Below are 18,409 nucleotides of genomic sequence, written 5' to 3' on the forward strand. Positions count from 1 at the left end.
ATGGGTAACTTTTTGCAAGCCAATCGAATCGAGCAAACTCAAATAGCTCTATTGCGTCCTTCGGTCGCCCTCAGCAGCAGTGCTGGCTTCGTGTGCAAGCGCGATCGCTTCGTACCAGATCCCCGAGCGGGCGTACGTCTGAGCTTGTTGGAGTGGGGTTTGTCGCTGCAATCGCCGTTGCAGCCCTCGGTCGAGCGGCAAGCGGTCGAACTTGACCTGAACGTAAGTATTTTTGCTAGGGAACTTGCGGTTACAGACTAGCGCCACTGTCCACTGATATCGCGATGGTTTGAGTTTGAGGGTAGCGGGAAGTTCGAGCTTGACTACCCCAGGTGACGACAAGCGCATTTCTCGCTGAAAAATAGGCTTTGTCCCTCCTTCTTCCACGAGCATGAAAGATAGCGGCAGCTCGGTGCGGGATACATAGGCTAAAAAAGTCGGTCGCTCCGACACCGTTACAGCTACGTGGATACTGTTGGCGAATTCATGAGAGAAAAATCAGAATTAGCTGCCTTGCGTAGGATTAAGGTAAAGACCAAGCTAGTTAGTGGAGGTGCAATATGTCCATGCAACCCCAAACCATTCCTCCGATTCCAGAGAATACGGTAGTGGTTGCAAGAGCAGCTTTTCCTAAAGGCAATCTCTACATCCAAATTCGGGATAACCTTGGCAGCATCTACCAAGATGAAACCTTCGCATCACTATTTTCTAAACGTGGACAACCTGCTCAAGCTCCTTGGCAACTGGCACTTGTTTGTGTAATGCAGTTTATAGAGAATTTATCTGACCGCCAAGCTGCTGATGCTGTTCGTGCGCGGATTGATTGGAAATATGCACTCAGTCTTTCCCTGAGCGATCCAGGATTCGATTACTCAATTTTGAGTGAATTTCGCACTCGTCTAATTGCAGGCAATGCAGAACAAGAGCTGCTGGACAAGTTGTTGGAGCAATTACGATCCAAGGGATTGCTCAAAGGACACAAACGGCAACGGACGGATTCAACTCATGTTCTGGCTGCCATTCGGATTCTAAATCGACTGGAAACGTTGGGAGAAACATTTCGTGCTGCACTCAATAGTTTAGCTGTCGCAGCTCCAGATTGGCTGGAAGAGCATTTACAAGATGCTTGGTTTGACCGCTACAGTCGTCGCACCGAGAACTATCGGTTGCCTAAGTTAGACAGCGAGCGAGAAGAATTGGGTCGCACGATTGGCAAGGATGGATTTGCGTTGTTAGATGCAATTTACGATTGGGCTACCTCAGATCTTGCAGCATTCTCGATAAGCAAGAATGGGTAAAGGTTTGAGGATAATTTCAAAATCGAATTGTGCAGCAATGTCAGCATTGACTCGGATGAACCGCAGCAATTGTAACCACAGAACCGAGGGAAACAGTACAGTTAATGCCAAATCACTGGCAGCTTTCCAATCCAGGACAGGAGGTAGTGACCATTGGTCAATCCAATGCGCCAATAGATAGGCAATTAGCGCTCTTGATGAGCCAGCGATAGACACCAAGTTTCGTAGTTTGCCCAAAGCGATGCAGCCCAAAACGATGTTTGCTCGTTTTGAAAAAGCCCTCAATGCAAGAGCGCTTACGTCCTAGCCGCACCAGATAAATGCCAGAGTAAGGATGGGTAGAAACGACAAAGCGCAGTTCTCGCTTGCCTTCGGCTCGTTTGAGCCAGAACCAGGACACCGTCAGTGGCTGTGTGTCTCCCGCTAAATACACCTGTTGTCCACGGTTGGCATGGCGATACAGTTGCTTTAGATGACGACCGTCCTGCATTTTGCGATTGCAGCGCATCCCCACGACTGCTCGCCACGACTGCTTTCGCACTGCTTTGAGAAACTCTACGGTGCCAAACTCCGTATCTGCCTGTACAATGACCACCCTGCCCTGACTCAACTGGGTTGGAACCGTTGCCAACAACTTGCAGGCTAATTGTACTGGGCGCTTGATAGCCTTTGCCCCGCCAGACCCGAAAGCTCCAAGGCACTCGCCACTCACCCACCACCAGGTACAATACTACTAAATGTAATCCCCGCTTACCGTTAAGTATTCTCACCCAGGGGTCAGGTGCCTTGGGGTCATTCGTCGGCGTACTCAACTGCAAAAACTTGCCGCACTTTTCGAATGTCGTTAGATCGATCGACACTCGCAAAGGAGTGCTTGGATGAGGGGGATGAGCGGTCACTTGCTGCAACACCATTTGACGAGTCGTGCGAATCACGCTACGAGTAGACCAATTGTAGTGATTCAAAAATCGACTCAATGAAGAAGCGGATTTCACCTGGGTGTGCTGGGGTAAAGGATATCCTTGAGCTTCAAGAAACAGCCCGAACAGGGCGTTTAGACTGGCTTTCTGGTATGTGCTAGGCATTAAGCAAAGAAGGCTATAGACTAGCCCTTGGGCGTATTCGACGATGGTTTCCATAATCGTCAACTCAAATTATTCCTACGCCCTTTCTTCCAGATTTTGGCTCTTTTGGCAACCCTTTATTGAGAATGGTGCAAGATCTCAGCTACTCCAGAGTGGATGCGACAAATTCCAGCCGTTGAGACACTGCGACGGATTTGGATGCAACAATTTTACGCACCCACTGAAGACGGGAACGTGCAATGGCGCTCGCCCAAAGACATGCCACCATCCACACTGGCAATTCATTCACCCTATGATGTAGAGGCGCATTACAGTTCCAAACGTAGTGTTGATTGGGTCGGTTACAAAGTTCACCTCACTGAAACTTGCGATCGGGATTGTCCGCACTTCATCACTGGAGTATGCACTACCCTATCAACAATATCTGATGATGCAGTCGTTGAATCTGTCCATCAAAGCCTATCGAAAAAATCACTTCTACCCGAAGAGCATTTGGTGGATACAGGGTATGTAACAGCTGACCATATTGTTAATAGTCAGGCAAACTATGGAATCGAACTGCTTGGAAAAGTTCGTATCAATCCCAGTTGGCAGACCCAAAATAACTCTAAGTTTTCTGCTGAGCAGTTTGAAGTGGATTGGGATAATCAAGTCGTCACCTGTCCTAAAGGGCATCAAAGTATCATTTGGCGACCCAAGATTGACAATCGTGGCTTGAGAGTCGTTCACGTCCACTTTTCTCAAGCTGATTGTCGTCATTGTCCAGTCCGAAAACGTTGTACCCACTCTAAAGCTGCCCGAAGATTGACATTACAACCTCAAGCCAAATACAACGCTCTACGTCAGCGACGGCAGGTGCAAGAAACGTCAGAGTTTAAGCAACTCTACCAGCAACGAGCGGGAGTGGAGGGAACATTATCGCAAGGCGTGAGACGTTCTGCCTTAAGGCAGTCTCGATATGTTGGATTGGCGAAAACACATCTTCAGCATATCCTGATTGTCACTGCTCTCAATTTGGTTCGCTTGTCTGCTTGGCTCTCAGCTATCCCACTGGCTCAAACTCGCTACTCTCGATTTATGGAGCTTAAGCCCCAAATAGCGTAGCTTTTTTTCTCCCATGAATTCGCCAACAGTATCTACGTGGTTGCTAAGTGCGAACAATTGTAGGTAAGTACCGCGATCGCGCGAGCAGCCGCGCGATGCCTCCCCTACCAATCGTTCTTTGCAACAAAGAACGATTGGTAGGGGAGGCATAGCCTAAAACGATCCCTGCTTTTGCGGCTCGAAAAGTTAGTTGATGATGCACTGGATAATCGAGCTGCACTGCGAGCGTACAGAAAGCACCGAGCGCTCCTGCGAGAAAAATTTTTCTGAAAAACATACAAGCTGCCCTACTTCTAATTGGCGCTATTTATGCCTGGAAATGTACTTCAGTTAATGGCTGGAACGGGCTTTTACGTTCCAGCGAGCGTACGTATCTCTATTAGCAAAATTTTAGTCGAGATCGAGCGCATTCACAAAACTTTTTCGTTACAAAAAATAATGCTAGAAGGGTTGCCACTCTATAGAGAAACTCAACCCGCTATCTTGCAATGTCTCACCCCGGTCTTCTACCGAAACTAGAGGAATTCCCCAGTCGGCGCGAGCCGCAAAGCGAGAGTTGAGCCGCCAATGCAAGCCCAGCCCCGTACTGACAAGCGTATTGGGGCTTGGAGTTGCTGGCTCGCCGTTACTCCAAGAAACTCCGGCATCGAGGAAGGGGACGACTTGCAATAGACCAAATCCTCCTGTGTCTCGGGCAATAGGCCATTGAAATTCAAGAGTTCCGGCAATGCCATTGTCCCCGACGCGCTCGTTGGAACGATAGCCTCGCACCGTATCAATCCCACCTATGCTAAGTTGCTCCAAAGGCAAAAGCGCATCTCCCGTCAGTTGGGCAGCACCCCTAACAATAAAAGTCGCGTCTCTTTTTTGATTCAAAGCTTTTACCAACTGAAACTGCCCCAACCAACTGAAGAAGCGTCCGTCCCTCCCGGAATCGTTCGTCGTTGCTCCAAAAGCATCAATGCCGAGGCTAAACTGCGAGCGCGCCGATAAAATGCGCGCTCGCGTTTGCTGCGTCCAATTTTGAGAAAATCGCAAGATAGTAGCTTTGGACTCGCCACGCTCCGGTCCGGGCGTAAAGGTGAAGGGTTCGTCCTCAAACAAAAAAGTGCGACTGCGGCGCAAGTCTAGCGAGAGTCCGAGCGTAAATTCAGACGTTGGGGAGCGGAACAAAGGCTGAGAAAATCCCAGCGAGTAGGTTCGAGATTTTCCATTGATATCCAATGGCGCAAACGGTTGCTCCACCACGCGATTTCTCCCAGTCGCATAGCGCAAGATAAATTTACCATCTCTACTGTTGACGGGAATTGCATAAGTAAAGTTGTAGCTGGTCACGCCTTGGGTCAACCCCACACTCGCTCCCAGCCGATCTCCTATTCCCAGCAAGTTGTCGTAGTTAAAATTCGTGTAGCCGCCTAAAGAACCAACGCTGGGAGTCTCGCGATTGTCGAAAGTCAATCGCGCCCCGAATGCAGGAGCTTCTTTGAGGTCGAGCGATAAAATGCTGCGTCCCGGGGCGGTTCCTGGGATCAGTTGGGCTTGAACCCGCTCGATCAAATCGTTTTGTTGCAGCAGTTGCAAAGCGGATTCCAACTGGCGCAAATCGAGCGGAGTTTGAGTTGCCTTTTTCAAGCGCGAGCGCACGTAGCGATTTTGCAACCGCTCCAATCCTTTAATCTCAATTCGCTCTAACGAGCCTTCGATAACTTGTACCTTCAATGTCCCGTTCGTTATGTCTTGGGGGGGAATAAAAGCGCCACTCGTTTCGTAACCCCGACTCGTATAAAAATTTGTGACAGCAGCACGAATGTCCAGCAGTTGCTCGAAAGTTAAAGTTTTATTGAGGAAAGGTGACGTGATGCGCGAAAGTTCTGAAGGCGAAAATACTTGACTGCCGACCACTTCAATTCGCCTCAACCTGATTTTAGTTCCCAGCGGCATGGTTGTGTTTGGAGCAGCAGGGATTTGGGGAGACAACTTTGGTGGAGAATTCGATACCGGAGGTAGTCCGGGCAATGCAGGTAATTCTTGTTGTTCTAGAAGGGGCGAGCTGCTGGGAGCAAAATCGTCCGCCACAAACGAAGCGCGATTGCCAAAATCTTTTTCATCAGCGCGTCTTAACAGCGACTCGTTTTGCAGCTTCGGAATCTCCTGCGAGCGCGCTGGGGGTATGCCGCCAAGATAAAAAGTAATAGTGGGACTTTGTAAGAAAGATGGAGCAAATTGAGCTAGAATGCGGGTAGGAGTTGCGTTTTACGTCAGTCTCGACAGGAGCAACGTAAGGTGAAAGATCAAGTACCAGCAGCGATGCCGCAGTGCTTTGAGAACTGGTGTCGTCGGTTTGATGATGTATTTTCGCGTCAGAAGCAGCGGCAGGAATTTCGTGTTTATCTAGGGGGACTGCTGGGTGAGAGTCAGCGCAAAAACCTGAGCCAACTGGTCACAAATACAGTAGATGGCTCCTACAACAGCCTCAGACATTTTCTCAACAATGCCCCTTGGGATGAAGTCAAGCTAAATAATCGGCGGTTGGAGGTGATGCACCAGTGTCGCCAGACGACCCCGAGTCAAGGTTTCACATTGATTGTAGATGATTCGGGACATCGCAAAAGTGGTGCGGCTACTGATGGGGTAGGACGGCAGTACATTGGGGAGATTGGCAAGACTGACAATGGTATTGTGCTGCTGACTACCTACTTGTATGATGGAGTGCGACGTCTGCCGTTAGATGTTGCACTCTATCAACACGCAAGTTTATTCGAGCAAGGCAAGGCAGACCCCAACTTCCAGAAAAAACCTGACCTGGCTCTAGACTTGGTTGACCAATGCTTGAAGCGCGGTTATCGACCGGGTGTGACTGTAATTGATGCAGGCTACGGTAATAACACGCCTTTTCTCAAGCAGTTGGAGTCGAGAAACCTAACTTACGTGGCAGCAATCGCCAAAAACCGCCAAGTTACTGCTCAAACATCAGGTGATGAGTCTGCTCGTAAGCAGGGATTAGAAGCTATTGCTCAAACCTTGGCAGTGGAGCAGTTCACACCTGTGCAACTCAATCTGGAGCAGCCCCGGACAGTTTGGGTGGCGCTGTTACCAGTTCACGTTCCGAAGCTCGAAGGCACTCGCTGGCTGGCGATTCAACTCAATGCCTCTAGTTTCGAGCAAGCGACGGAGGTGGATTACTTTCTCACCAATGCCTCTGACAACCAAGTCAGTGCGGCTTGGGTAGCTCAAACATATTCTGCTCGCAACTGGGTGGAGGTCTTCTATCGAGAAGCCAAGGGCTGGTTGGGTTTGAGTGAGTATCAAGTTCGGGATGCTCTGAGTATGAAGCGTCATTGGGTTTTAGTGTTCATCGCTTACACCTTCATCCTTTGGCATCAGTTGACCGGCGGATTCCGCAGACGTTGGGCAACCAAACCCTTACAAACCTTTGCCGAAGCATTGGAGGCATTCCGCACCGCAGTCGAGTTTCGTTTGGTCCGCTGGCTTAATGAGCATGTTGATGTATTTGCCTCTCACAGAGCTAAGTTCGGCTATATTTGGGCTTAGAAAGTTTTAAAGTCCCAATAGGAGTGAGGATGGCTAGAAGGCTTTGGCAATTTTTGCACGTCTTAGTTCCAAAATATTTTTGCATTCGCAAACAGATCTCGAAAAGTTTTAGATTATGATATTCTTCAAATAGAAAAACTTTTTAGCTGAGAAACATTTTACTCTAAGTAAGCAAGTTTATTGAGCTTACTCTTAATTTGATTATTTGCTACTTTTACCGAAAGAGTAGCGCACTCAGCTAGATACGCAATAACAGCATACCGAAAAGAGGGCGAGATGCCAGTAGTTTCGTATTTTTTTATCGGTGTGGAAAGCGGACGCGGTCGATAAATTAGCTGTATCGTTGTCTCAATCCGTAACTCGATCGGAATTTGCAAATGCTACAGCGGTGCTAGCCCGCGGTCAAAGCTACTTCGACTGAGCTAAGTCTGGCAGTTTCAGCTATAATATCCGCAATCTAGTAAAATTCTGGGGTTGCGATCCAGTCTGGAACCAACAGACTTTAGCGAATCGCATCCTAGAGCTACCCCCCCTAGCAAATGGAGGTAAAGCATTAATGTCATTGATGGTATTATGCCACTTTCGCACGGCAGTTGACAACTTTTTCTGCCATCTAACCAAAGTTCCTCAATCGGCAGCTTCTCCATCAAACAGGGGGAGATATGCCAGCATCTAAAAAGCAATCCATTTGCAAACGAGATCGAGCTACGAAGGAAGCTCAATCCTCCAGCTCGCAACTGTCCTACAAAGAAAATAATCAGGCAGGGGATTCGCTGAAAGGCAGGCTTTCAATCGCTCCCGCTTTATTCGAGAATTCTTCAACAACCAATATGGCTTCGGCACTTCCAATTTGGGAGGCAAGTAGCGTCTTGACACAAAAGAAAGACCTGCCTTGGAAAAACGATCCCAACGGAAAGCTATGCTATGCCAAAGATGCTGAGAATGGTGAGGGAGCAATTCTGTTTTGGGTTGTCAAAGATCTGGAACGCGAATACCCAGAAACTCTAGCAGGCGCGGCAGCACTAGCTGTTATTGACACCTTTGATATTCGGGCAGCTTGCTTGCACTTAATTTATGCCGCTCATGCTACTCAACTAAGCCGTCCTTGGGAACAGGAATTTGTTATCGACGACAGGCAAATAGAAGAGTATCTCGGTCTCAAAAAACGAACCGACAAAAATCGGCAGCAGAAATTAGCGCTGATTAAAGAAATTGCCCAGCAACCATGCCGAGTCGTGACCTATATTTCTTACCCCGCACGCCCAAAGGCAAGAGGGTTCACTGTATCGGAGAGTCGGCTGTGGAATATGTTGGAAATTCAGCACCACTATAATTCGGATTTGTTTGGTAATGAAGAATTGGTAGGGCTGACGTTTGGAGTTAAAGCAGGCTACTGGGCAAAATATTTTTTGAATGAAGAAGGACGTACGGATCATAGTGCTGAGTATCAAACTAGCCCGCTCTCAAAAGCATTGCTTGAAGATGTAATGCAAGTCTGGCAGCACCGCGAGGGTGCTGCTAGGTTAATGGTTTGGCTTTTATTCAAGACAAACGACGATATGCGTTATCCGCTAGCAACTCGAACTTTAATGGAAATTGCCTATGGCTTGCCAAAAGTTGAAGCTGCCAAATTGGACAATCGGCTGCGGAATAAACTGGTAAATGCTTGGGACGACGATCTGCTGGCGCTGCACGAAAGGGGCTGGCAGATCCACTTTCATGCCCAAACCTATCCACCAGAAATTCAACCTTTTGCTTTTGGACGCACTAATCCTTGTAGACCGCGAAGTTTTTTCGAGCAACTTCTATCGGCTCAACTTTGGATTTGCCCTCCTAACAGTCTTAATAAAGCATTGATTCCAAAAACCAACCAACAACTATCATCAGTGCATTCTATAACTGGAGTCCAAGTGAAGGAATTGAGAAAAAAGCAAGGTTGGTCGCAGCGCGAATTAGCAATGCGAACCGGACTCAGCCAAAGCTTAATCGGACGCATCGAGACAGATAGTCGTAAAATTACACTTGAAAACCAGAAGATTCTAGCACAAGTTTTCCAAGAATCAAATATTAGGTTGCAACCTACTGCTGATTTTGATGACAAAATCCTCTAGTACCCCCAGGACGAACGAGAGGACTTTGATGACAAAATCCTCTAGTACCCCCAGGACGAACGAGAGGACTTTGATGACAAAATTCTCTAGTATCCCCAGGACAAACGAGAGGACTTTGATGACAAAATCCTCTAGTACCCCCAGGACAAGCGAGAGGACTTTGATGACAAAATCCTCTAGTACCCCCAGGACAAGCGAGAGGACTTTGATGACAAAATCCTCTAGTACCCCCAGGACAAGCGAGAGGACTTTGATGACAAAATCCTCTAGTACCCCACAGGACGAACGAGAGGACTTTGATGACAAAATTCTCTAGTACCCCCAGGACAAAAATTCTAGTACCCCCAGGACAAAACCTCTGGCACTTACCGATCAAAAAAAGTCATTAGCATTATGGCAAGAGGATTGCAGGCTTCATCTATGATTTGATGCTACAAATTTGATGACAAACGAAATCCCAAAAACCACCGATCGTGGTTTTAGCATCTGCTACAAATAGTTCATTCCTTGATTCAACTCGTCGAAAAATGCAAAACCGATACTTCTATCGTTCATGCGTTGAACTCCAAAACCCTACTATGCCGAAGGTTAGTGTTAGGTAGTTTGCTGGCTAAATTTTCGTAGCACCAGCGTACAAAGACTACCTGCAACATTGGTAACTTCACGCTGCTAATACTCAAATTCACAAAACTTAATTTTTGAAAGAGGGAGAGAGACAGGCAAAATGCATTTGCTGTCCCAACAAAAACAACTAATGGTAATTATATAACAAGGGATTAACGCGACTGCACTTGCCACCTGTCTCAGCTCCTAAACAGGAGATTCGAGATGAAACAAGCACAAAAAAATATATCTTCTAGCCCATCTGTATCCCAAAAGCGTCACTTAGATCGCACCAGTGCGATCGCCCAGTTAGAGATGCTCGGATACAAGCGTGGAGATGCCATCTATATCAGAGCTTTCTTACCAAAAGAAGACCCCGCTATGCTCCTAACACTGGACGTAAAGCTGGCGAGGTGCTGCTATGAGTGCCAACATTGACTTTCATCCTGCTCCCCTCGTACCCCTGCAAGCTGTCGAGCTAGAAGAAAACATTTTAGGGGCAATTCTGCTCGATCCAAATGCGATCGCAACGGTGGAGGGTTTATCTATACAAGCCTTCTCTGTCTCCGCTCACCGCAAAATTTTTATGGTGATGCTGGAATTGCACCACTCTGGCTTACAACCCGACTTGCTAGCAGTAACGTTCCGGCTATCGGAGCAGGGAGCTTTAGAGTCAATCGGGGGACGAACCAAGCTAGCACTGATTCTGGGGCGCATGGTTCACTCTGGAAATATCAAGCAGTACGCTAGTCTACTTCTAGAACAATACCATCGTCACCTCCTGCTCGATCGCATCGATCGGATGGGTCAGTTGGCGACAAAAGGAAATAATCTGACTTCATCTGTGGAAGAGTTGCAGTCAGAGCTAGATCGAATTCGTAGTGTCACCAGTGACAGTTCCAGTGGCAGTGACGAGTTAGACCTAGACCCTACAGTTCTTTCAGCCACTGTCACTAGTGTCACCAAGCTTTTAGCCAAAGGATTGCCCCAGTGGGAGGAACAAGCTCATCTCGATGCCCTGCAACAGCGATCGGGAATTTCCAAGGGAGCATTTTGGCAGTTGGTGGCATCCCAGCGCATCCCATCTGAAGAGGTGATGCCGCAGGACGAACAGCAGCTCGACCGATTCATTCAGTGGAGAGACTACAAGCTAGATTTCCAACTAACTTTGCCGCACCTAGCAAAAGACCTGCTCCACGACGGGCGCGTGCTAAATATCGACCCGATTATGCTGTGGCAGTACTTGCTATGTGCAATTTTGTCTTTGGTAGGAAAGAAAAACGTTCTCGATGTCGGATCGCACAAGATTCCGGCGATCGCTTGGACTTGTTCTGTAGCGGAATCTGGCACGGGAAAAAGCAGAGCGGAAGGGCTGATCCTTTCTCCCTTAAAAGGTTGGCAAGAACAAGAACACAATCGTTTCAAAACCGAGTGGCAAGAGTACAAGCAATCTCAAAATAAAAAAGACAATGGCGATGAGTCAGCAGCTCCAATGCCCGAACGTAAGTTTTTATTTGAAGTTGCCACGATTCAGGCAGTGATGAAACGCTTGTCAGAGCAAGGCGAAAACGGTTCTCTGTGGGCGAGAGACGAAATAGCAGGGCTGTTCAAATCTTTAGGTCAGTTTACTACTAAAGGCGAAGGTGAAGGATTAGAATGCCTTTTACCAATGTGGGACGGTGCTTCTGCTCCAGTAGATCGGGTCATGCATGAAGATAGTTACTATCTAGCCTCATCTCGCCTGAGCATAGCTGGTGGACTCCAACCAGGGGTATTTCGCAAAATCTTTCAAGATCCTGACGATGCTCAAGGGCTACAAGCGCGGTTTCTATTTGCACTGCCAAAAGTACAACCAGCTAAAAGAGTGGAAGGATACTGCCGATTAGCCGAGCAACTACCCCGATTTTACCGTTGGATAGACACTCAATTTCCAGCAGGGATCGTCAAACTTTCACCTGCTGCTGATGCTCGTTACGGTACAGTTTACGAGCAGATCGGGCAACAGGCAGAATTAGCCGAAACACCAGCAATTCGTGCTTGGATGCGAAAACTACCAGGGCAATTACTGCGAATCGCACTAGCTCTGCATATCATCGAGTGCTATCACGAGCCACAGCGTCCACGACACGAAATTCAGTTAGATACGTTAAATTGTGCTGTAGATTTCTGCCGCTACTACCGCTCTACTTTTGAGATAGTGCAGCACTCAGCAACAGACAATGATTCCATCAGTTCTGTCTTGACCAAGATTTGGGATATGGCTGCAACTTCCCCTGATGGTTTAGCAGTGCGGGATGCTTATCGTAACATCAAGGCACTACAACGCCGTGCCAAGGAGATAGGGCGAAATGTTGCTGCCTACACGATTGACTTGTATTACAAATTAGCAGCGATGGGGAAGGGAATCGTGCAAAAGAGTGGGCGCGTTGTACGTTTCGTTGCTGGCGCGGCGAATGCACCCCAGCCAGATGTTAATGGAACAGAGCTGGTGACAGTAGAGACATTTCCTGAAACCACACAAATACAACAGTTACAAGCGTCACCTCAAAATGAAGTGTCACCAGTGACAAACCTTTCGACTGGACAGTTGAATGCGGATGTCAATTGCAACGATATGAATGGTTCGCAGGCTCAAAGCGATCCTCGAATGGACTTGGTGAATGAAGCTGATAGCAACGAACCAGATAGCGAACGGCCAGATAGCGAACGGGCGATCGCTCGGAGTGTGGAAGCGTCCATTTCTGGTGTAGTCAGCGATTCTAATGGGTTGCAATCCGAAATAGGAATAGTTGGCGATCGCCCTAATTCAATCTCAATCGCCCAAACTTCTCTAGCCCAACAGCAAAGTTCGCTCGTTGCACGAGAGCTAGCAACGTCAATTTTGCAATGTACTACTTGGGTAGAGTTAGTGCAGGTAGTCGATCGCAATCCAAGAAAATTGATGAAAGCTGCCGGACAGATGACTTCCGAGCAACGCAAGTGGATGACCAGCCTTCTTAGGACGTATCTATGTTCTAATTCCCATGCTTTGAATCAACTTTTTTGGCTGCCAGAAAAGTTACTGACGGCTGCTCTGGAACGGCTAACTTTTACAATTCGACAGGTGACGCAGTTGACGAGCGATCGTACCGCTGCTTGGAAGATAGTCGAGGGGTGTAAATTTGTTTCAGTCGCTTGCATAAGCACGCCGGAAGAGTGCTGGATGTTTCTTGCTCCTAGTGGCGATGAAATTTCTTTATCAAATGTTGAGATAGCTAATGCGATAAAGAGTATTGCTCTTGCCTAAAACTAGCTGGAGATCGTTATGGTTTGTTACAAACTAATCAAAGGTTTACGCCAATGTTGAATGCAGGGATTGAACCTACTCCAGCTCCAGTCGAAATCTTGGAAGAGTTGACTCCTGACGAGGAGCGGGAACGACATCGGTTGGAAATTAGAGTTGATCGAGCTTTGGGCGAGGGCTGGTCGGCACTTAAACAGTTGCGCGATCTCCGTCTGTACCGAAGTACGCACGGGACATTTGAAGAATACGCTAAGGAAAGATTTGGATATAATCGCGCTCATGCTTATCGCTTGATTAGCGCTGCCGCAGTCTTAGAGAATTTAGCTCCCCTCGAGCGACTTGAAGAAATGTCTCCAAATTGGAGACAAAAAATGCCTGTCTCGGAAAGTCAATGCCGAGAGTTAGCCAAACTACCCGCGAATAAGCAACCGAAAGCGTGGGAAAAAGTCCTGTCCGTTTCTGGAGACAAAGCGCCTACAGCTCAAATTGTCAAAACTGTAGTCGAGCGGATGAAAGAAAAACAGTTATTTCCAGCCAGGGATTTTTGTGCGGTGGGAGATGTATTTACCTTGACTCGGCTTCAAAGTCGCGAGCGCAAATACAATGGCTATCCTTGTGTTGCACTGGTGCTAAAAGACTTTACCATCGAAGTTGATATTTATGATGGAACTCTCATAGTGAAACCAGAAAACCTCAAACCTATCGATGACCCTGATGTTTGTCGCCAGCTTCCTACTATTCTCAAGCGGATTAAGCGAGTGCGGGATACAGGCTTGCTCGATCGGGGTGCTTACTATGTTTTAGACGGCTTGGGACGGCAGACCTATTTGACTGACTTTGAGGAAAAGTTATTAAGCTTGTTGGAGCAAGAACATGGGATCAATTCTTAACGGTAGCCATCTTTTTAGTACTTAAGTACTACCTCGCTCCAAATTGTAATGAAACGTAACAGTCATTCTATCCAGTTTCCAAGTCCTCGGAGTTGCCATATTGCTAATGACCGAAGCTGAGTTGAGGAAAACTAAGAACACAACGATTGACTCGTTAGGTAAACTATTAAAAATAGAAATGCGATCGCGCCGCTTGTATTGAGATACTCATTCAAAAGAAAAATAATGGCAGTTAGGCGATCGCGATTGAGGTAGAAAACCGCTTGACTGTAAAAGCAGCAGTATATGACGGAGCCCTAAGTACAGGACAAAAGCTTGCAAATGAAGAAAGAAAAAGGGTTTCATGAGAATTACCACATTCAGAACATAAAACCCTATGAATCAGGTTACTTTACTTCGAGATGCCTTGCGCCCTCATTCAGCTTGGCATGGTGCGCGACTAAGCTTTGTGGCAGCATTTCTCATAGCGCTGTTGCGAGTCAAAACTGTCAACTTCAGTGAATTGGCAACCGGATTCAGCGGCAAGACTCAAACCGATTCTCATTACAAACGACTCCAACGATTTTTCCGTCACTATGAAATGGACTACGCCGAAATTGCTCAAGCTGTTGTTACCCTAATGAATATTCCAGAACCCTGGGTACTTTCAATCGACCGTACCGAATGGCAGTTTGGAGAGTGTGTTTTCAATATCCTGATGCTGGGAGTTGTGCATGAGGGAGTTGCGTTTCCTGTGGTGTGGTGTTTACTGGACAAACGGGGGAATTCCAATAGCGATGAGCGGATGAAGTTGTTCAACCAATTTCTAGAGCGCTTTGGTGAGCGTGAAATTACTTGCCTGACCGCAGATCGAGAATTCGTTGGCAAGGATTGGTTTAGCTACCTACTTAGCGATCCGCTCACCCCGTTTCGTATCCGCATTCGCGAAAATCATAAACTTAGACATGGCTGTCAGAGTCTCAAAGTCAATGTCTTGTTTCAGAATCTACAGGTAGGACAGCACAAAGTTCTACGCCACAAAAGACAACTCTGGGGAGATTGGGTCTACATTGCCGCCTTGCGATTAGAGGATAATTCTTTACTAGTCGTTGCCACTCAAACCGCACCTAAATCAGCTATCTCCGACTACGCTCAACGATGGGGAATTGAAACACTTTTCGGCATTTTCAAAACTCGTGGTTTTTGTTTAGAATCTACCCATCTAACCGATTCTGAGCGTTTGAGTAAGCTGCTGGCACTGCTCTCATTAGCCTTATGTTGGGTCATCTTGACGGGTGAATGGTTACACCAACTCAAACCACTTACTATTAAAAAGCATGGACGCAGAGCTAAGAGCATTTTTCGTTATGGCTTTGACCATCTACGAAACATTGTTCTCAATCTGGAGCAGAAAATGAATGAGTTCTTGGATATTCTACAATTTTTGTCCTGTACTTAGGACGGAGCCTTAGAAGTGAAACAGGATCGGATAAAACCGATTGACTCACAACAAACTCAAGCAGAGATTCGGGAAATGTTCGAGCGCATTGGGCGACTCATGGAGTGCCAGCTAGACCCAATTGATGAGGCACAAATTGAAATCCTCTGTCGCTGTTCCTGGTTTACGCTAAGGCAAAAAGAAGCACTCAGCACTATGGAGAAAGTTTATGGCAAGTGTGAAACTTTATGAAGATGGATTGACGGAGTTTGAAACGGTTGCAACTTACATTATTAACTAAAAATATAAAAAATAAAAAATTTTGCATCGCTTCAAATATGCTATAAAATAAAAGGCCAGTGGGAAGTACTCTTTTGCAATAATTTCCCTTGCCACGAGCGCTGTTGCTGAATAAGACTATCTATAACGTGTTGTCAGCTTCTCCCCGTTGCCTTCGGCTGAACGGGGAGCTTGTAAACAAGCAGGTTTGCAATAATAGCTGACTAGCCCACACACGCCCAATTACGGTATACACTTCCAGACATTTCCCTAATCTGGATTATTTGTAAGTCCCCTGGTTCGGGACGCTCTAAGAAAGGACATCTGTACTTGGGTGGGCTAAGGGACAAACAACTAAAAATAGGATTATCTCCTAAATGCAAAGAGTACCAGTATTAGCGCCCGATGGCACACCACTTATGCCAACATCCCCCTCTCGTTGCCGTCGTTGGCTACGGGACGGTAAAGCGCGCATTGTACGCAACAAACTGAATGTATTTTGCATTCAATTAGTAGCGGAACCATCAGGGCGCTCCACTCAAGATGTAGTAGTAGGAATCGACCCAGGAAAACTTTTTTCTGGCTCTGGAGTCCAGAGTTCAAAGTATACTTTGTTTCTGGCGCATCTAATTCTTCCCTTCAAATCTGTCATCCAAAAAATGACAGCAAGAAGGATACTTAGACGTGCTAGACGAGGTAGAAGAATTAACCGCAAACTTTCCTACAATCAACGTTCTCACCGCCAAAAAAGATTCGACAATCGCAAACAGAAGAAACTACCTCCTAGCATTCGGGCTAATAAACAACTCGAATTACGGGTAGTCAAGGAATTGCTTCGCATCTTCCCGATTTCTCACCTCCGCTACGAAATTATCAAAGCACGAACTGAGAACGGAAAGGGCAGGGGCTTTTCCCCTGCGATGGTCGGTCAAAAAGTCATGTTGGAGTGGTTGAAACAATTGCGTCCTACCACGACACAAGAAGGTTGGCAGACATCGATATTGAGGCAACAGTTAGGGCTTACCAAGGACAAAACCGATAAATCTGCCCAAAAACCAGAAACTCACGCTCATGACGGCATTGCATTAGCAGCTAGTCACTTCATGAGTTTCGAGAAGTTCCATACAGCTAACACCAGGGGACATCATTGGGTGGGACAAGTCTCGGTTACAACCGCGCCGTTTCGAGTCATCAGTCGTCCTAATTTGTATAGGCGACAACTACACTTCGAGAATCCAGAAGTAGGAGGAAATCGTAAGCGCAAAGGTGGTACTGTTACTCCCTTTGGTTATCGTTCTGGTGATAAAGTCAGAGCCGACAAAGCAGGTGTAACTTATGTTGGTTGGATTGGCGGCTATACCCAAACCCAGAAAACAAAAAATGTTTCAGTCTACGACCACAATTGGAGAAGAATTGGGCAGTTTTCGCTCCTCAAAGTTGAGCTATTGCAACGCAGTATCAGGCTTTGCGTTACTGCATAGGCTATTGGTTGCCTCCAATTTGTTGCGGCAACCCGCTATCCCTCCCCACCCTACTTCGTTGAGGGTGGGGACTCCCGCGTCGAATTACGAATTATAAGAGGTCATTTATAAAGAAAAGTTGAAAGCAGCGAGAATGGAGGCAAGAGGCTTTTACTATGACAAGACAGTAGCCCAAAGCATTGCCTCATGAGTAGAAAAGCTTACAAAAGTGATTTAACCGATCGAGAATGGCAAATCATTGAACCATTAATTCCACCTGTAAGACCAGGAGGACATCCACGTACTGTGGATATGCGTGAGGTAGTAAATGCCATCTTTTATTTGCTGAAAACTGGCTGTGCTTGGGAGATGCTACCACATGACTTCCCACCCTATTCAACGGTTTATTATTACTTTCGGCGTTGGCAAAAACGAGGAATTTGGCAGCAGATAAATCTTGCCTTACGTGAACAAGTACGGATGAAGCTGGGCAAATCTCATCAAGCTACTGCTGCAATTGTGGATAGCCAGTCCGTAAAAACGACGGAAAAAAGGGGAAGTATCCGGCTTTGATGGCGGCAAGCTAGTTAAAGGTCGCAAACGCCATGTCGTAGTAGATCCTCAAGGACTACTAATGGGTGTAGTAATCACCGAAGCTAATGCTTCAGAACGATTAGGAGCAATAGTGGCATTGCTAGAAGAGTGCTATAACTCTAAGTCTTTAGAGCTAATTTGGGCAGATAGTGGCTACAGTGGAGAGAATTTTGCACAAGCTGTAATGGTAGTCTGCGGTGCAGAAGTAGAAATAGTTAAGCGGATTACAGATGGGTTTGAAGTTTTGCCCAGAAGATGGGTAGTTGAACGAACTTTTGGCTGGCTAGGACGCTATCGACGACTAAGTAAGGATTATGAACTCCTACCGGAAATAAGTGAATCTATGGTCTACGCTGCTATGGTACGGCTGATGCTGAGACGACTAGCTGCTTGATTTTTACTTTATAAATCAGCTCTAAGGAGCGACCTTCGCAACTTCTTTCATTGCTTTTTACCAAGCGCCGTTACGCCCTGGCTTTGTTCTTCGCCCGTTTGACCAGTACGGGTCTAGGCTTTTTCTTTTTATACTTAGGATCTTCAATTGCTCGCAAGCCTGGAGGACGGCAGCTTTCACAATAAAGTGGTCTAGATCCATATGTTTCGCGTTCTGTGGGTTGACTACACTGTTGACAGATAAATTTATATAACCGCGTGTGGATCGTGCGCTCGTGAGCGCGTACCGTGTACTCTCGAACAAAAACCTTTTTTGACGGCATTTACTTGTTAGTCCTAC

Annotated in this window: 17 protein-coding genes and 1 pseudogene; 11 read left to right on the forward strand and 7 right to left on the reverse strand. The window is 46.8% G+C overall.

Annotation, left to right across the window (positions count from 1 at the left end):
* Positions 1–48 precede the first annotated feature (48 nt).
* Positions 49–471: a DUF928 domain-containing protein gene (locus N4J56_RS33680; RefSeq protein ID WP_317111304.1), complete on the reverse strand. Its 423-nt coding sequence runs from the start codon at positions 469–471 to the stop codon at positions 49–51.
* Between the two features lie 89 nt (positions 472–560).
* Between N4J56_RS33680 and N4J56_RS33685 the strand changes: the two are divergent.
* Positions 561–1,247 (forward strand): annotated as a pseudogene (locus tag N4J56_RS33685) (transposase); the annotation flags it as partial.
* Between the two features lie 12 nt (positions 1,248–1,259).
* On the opposite strand, the gene N4J56_RS33690 reads toward N4J56_RS33685, so the two are convergent.
* Positions 1,260–1,409: a hypothetical protein gene (locus N4J56_RS33690; RefSeq protein WP_317106469.1), complete on the reverse strand. Its 150-nt coding sequence runs from the start codon at positions 1,407–1,409 to the stop codon at positions 1,260–1,262.
* 46 nt (positions 1,410–1,455) lie between these two features.
* The gene (locus N4J56_RS33695) at positions 1,456–1,929 is read right to left on the reverse strand and encodes a transposase (RefSeq protein ID WP_317106468.1); all 474 of its coding nucleotides are present in this window, start codon (positions 1,927–1,929) and stop codon (positions 1,456–1,458) included.
* 610 nt (positions 1,930–2,539) lie between these two features.
* On the opposite strand from N4J56_RS33695, the gene N4J56_RS33700 reads away from it, so the two are divergent.
* Positions 2,540–3,487: a transposase gene (locus N4J56_RS33700; RefSeq protein ID WP_317111054.1), complete on the forward strand. Its 948-nt coding sequence runs from the start codon at positions 2,540–2,542 to the stop codon at positions 3,485–3,487.
* Between the two features lie 43 nt (positions 3,488–3,530).
* Here the strand turns inward: N4J56_RS33700 and N4J56_RS33705 are convergent, their stop codons facing one another.
* Together N4J56_RS33705 and N4J56_RS33710 are read right to left on the reverse strand one after the other, a co-directional pair.
* Complete coding sequence (locus N4J56_RS33705; protein ID WP_317111055.1) at positions 3,531–3,764, reverse strand: hypothetical protein; 234 nt, start codon at positions 3,762–3,764, stop codon at positions 3,531–3,533.
* A 164-nt stretch (positions 3,765–3,928) separates the two neighbouring features.
* The gene (locus tag N4J56_RS33710) at positions 3,929–5,563 is read right to left on the reverse strand and encodes a ShlB/FhaC/HecB family hemolysin secretion/activation protein (RefSeq protein WP_317111057.1); all 1,635 of its coding nucleotides are present in this window, start codon (positions 5,561–5,563) and stop codon (positions 3,929–3,931) included.
* Positions 5,564–5,770: 207 nt separating this feature from the next.
* Between N4J56_RS33710 and N4J56_RS33715 the strand changes: the two genes are divergently transcribed.
* Both N4J56_RS33715 and N4J56_RS33720 read left to right on the forward strand, forming a co-directional pair.
* Positions 5,771–7,039, forward strand: coding sequence for an IS701 family transposase (locus N4J56_RS33715; protein ID WP_317104593.1), 1,269 nt, complete (start codon positions 5,771–5,773; stop codon positions 7,037–7,039).
* A 662-nt stretch (positions 7,040–7,701) separates the two neighbouring features.
* The gene (locus tag N4J56_RS33720; protein WP_317111058.1) at positions 7,702–9,150 is read left to right on the forward strand and encodes a helix-turn-helix transcriptional regulator; all 1,449 of its coding nucleotides are present in this window, start codon (positions 7,702–7,704) and stop codon (positions 9,148–9,150) included.
* On the opposite strand, the gene N4J56_RS33725 is transcribed toward N4J56_RS33720, so the two are convergent.
* Positions 9,100–9,456 carry a hypothetical protein gene (locus tag N4J56_RS33725; protein ID WP_317111059.1) on the reverse strand — a complete coding sequence of 119 codons (357 nt, stop codon included), beginning with the start codon at positions 9,454–9,456 and terminating at the stop codon, positions 9,100–9,102. The two genes, N4J56_RS33720 and N4J56_RS33725, sit on opposite strands and share 51 nt — an antisense overlap.
* A 522-nt stretch (positions 9,457–9,978) precedes the next feature.
* Here N4J56_RS33725 and N4J56_RS33730 point away from each other — a divergent pair.
* The 7 genes from N4J56_RS33730 (at position 9,979) to N4J56_RS33760 (ending at position 18,070) form a co-directional block, all read left to right on the forward strand.
* On the forward strand, positions 9,979–10,191 hold the full coding sequence (locus N4J56_RS33730) for a hypothetical protein (RefSeq protein ID WP_317111060.1): 213 nt from the start codon (positions 9,979–9,981) through the stop codon (positions 10,189–10,191).
* Positions 10,175–13,039, forward strand: a complete 2,865-nt coding sequence (locus N4J56_RS33735) for a DUF3987 domain-containing protein (RefSeq protein ID WP_317111061.1) — start codon at positions 10,175–10,177, stop codon at positions 13,037–13,039. The genes N4J56_RS33730 and N4J56_RS33735 overlap by 17 nt, the downstream gene beginning before the upstream one ends.
* A gap of 53 nt (positions 13,040–13,092) precedes the next feature.
* Positions 13,093–13,926 (forward strand): hypothetical protein, encoded by an 834-nt coding sequence (locus N4J56_RS33740; RefSeq protein WP_317111062.1) that lies wholly within the window; start codon positions 13,093–13,095, stop codon positions 13,924–13,926.
* Positions 13,927–14,302: 376 nt separating this feature from the next.
* On the forward strand, positions 14,303–15,364 hold the full coding sequence (locus N4J56_RS33745; RefSeq protein WP_317111063.1) for an IS4 family transposase: 1,062 nt from the start codon (positions 14,303–14,305) through the stop codon (positions 15,362–15,364).
* 15 nt (positions 15,365–15,379) lie between these two features.
* Positions 15,380–15,595, forward strand: a complete 216-nt coding sequence (locus N4J56_RS33750; protein WP_317111064.1) for a hypothetical protein — start codon at positions 15,380–15,382, stop codon at positions 15,593–15,595.
* A 446-nt stretch (positions 15,596–16,041) separates the two neighbouring features.
* The gene (locus tag N4J56_RS33755; RefSeq protein ID WP_410500701.1) at positions 16,042–17,103 is read left to right on the forward strand and encodes an RRXRR domain-containing protein; all 1,062 of its coding nucleotides are present in this window, start codon (positions 16,042–16,044) and stop codon (positions 17,101–17,103) included.
* Between the two features lie 186 nt (positions 17,104–17,289).
* Positions 17,290–18,070 (forward strand): IS5 family transposase gene (locus N4J56_RS33760; protein ID WP_317105119.1). Its coding sequence is split into 2 segments (ribosomal slippage): positions 17,290–17,627 and positions 17,626–18,070, totalling 783 coding nucleotides; the frame shifts between segments, so codons are not numbered across the junction.
* A 70-nt stretch (positions 18,071–18,140) separates the two neighbouring features.
* Here N4J56_RS33760 and N4J56_RS33765 read toward each other — a convergent pair.
* The gene (locus N4J56_RS33765; RefSeq protein ID WP_317111066.1) at positions 18,141–18,392 is read right to left on the reverse strand and encodes a hypothetical protein; all 252 of its coding nucleotides are present in this window, start codon (positions 18,390–18,392) and stop codon (positions 18,141–18,143) included.
* Positions 18,393–18,409: the final 17 nt, after the last annotated feature.

The organism is Chroococcidiopsis sp. SAG 2025 (assembly GCF_032860985.1).
In the GTDB taxonomy this organism is placed as follows: domain Bacteria; phylum Cyanobacteriota; class Cyanobacteriia; order Cyanobacteriales; family Chroococcidiopsidaceae; genus Chroococcidiopsis.

What these genes read in the sequence shown, in the direction of transcription:
- N4J56_RS33700 (WP_317111054.1), top strand. Translation starts at nt 2,540, where the DNA reads ATGCGACAAATTCCAGCCGTTGAGACACTGCGACGGATTTGGATGCAA.
- N4J56_RS33705 (WP_317111055.1), bottom strand. Translation starts at nt 3,764, where the DNA reads ATGTTTTTCAGAAAAATTTTTCTCGCAGGAGCGCTCGGTGCTTTCTGT.
- N4J56_RS33720 (WP_317111058.1), top strand. Translation starts at nt 7,702, where the DNA reads ATGCCAGCATCTAAAAAGCAATCCATTTGCAAACGAGATCGAGCTACG.
- N4J56_RS33730 (WP_317111060.1), top strand. Translation starts at nt 9,979, where the DNA reads ATGAAACAAGCACAAAAAAATATATCTTCTAGCCCATCTGTATCCCAA.
- N4J56_RS33735 (WP_317111061.1), top strand. Translation starts at nt 10,175, where the DNA reads ATGAGTGCCAACATTGACTTTCATCCTGCTCCCCTCGTACCCCTGCAA.
- N4J56_RS33740 (WP_317111062.1), top strand. Translation starts at nt 13,093, where the DNA reads ATGTTGAATGCAGGGATTGAACCTACTCCAGCTCCAGTCGAAATCTTG.
- N4J56_RS33745 (WP_317111063.1), top strand. Translation starts at nt 14,303, where the DNA reads ATGAATCAGGTTACTTTACTTCGAGATGCCTTGCGCCCTCATTCAGCT.
- N4J56_RS33755 (WP_410500701.1), top strand. Translation starts at nt 16,042, where the DNA reads ATGCCAACATCCCCCTCTCGTTGCCGTCGTTGGCTACGGGACGGTAAA.
- N4J56_RS33765 (WP_317111066.1), bottom strand. Translation starts at nt 18,392, where the DNA reads ATGCCGTCAAAAAAGGTTTTTGTTCGAGAGTACACGGTACGCGCTCAC.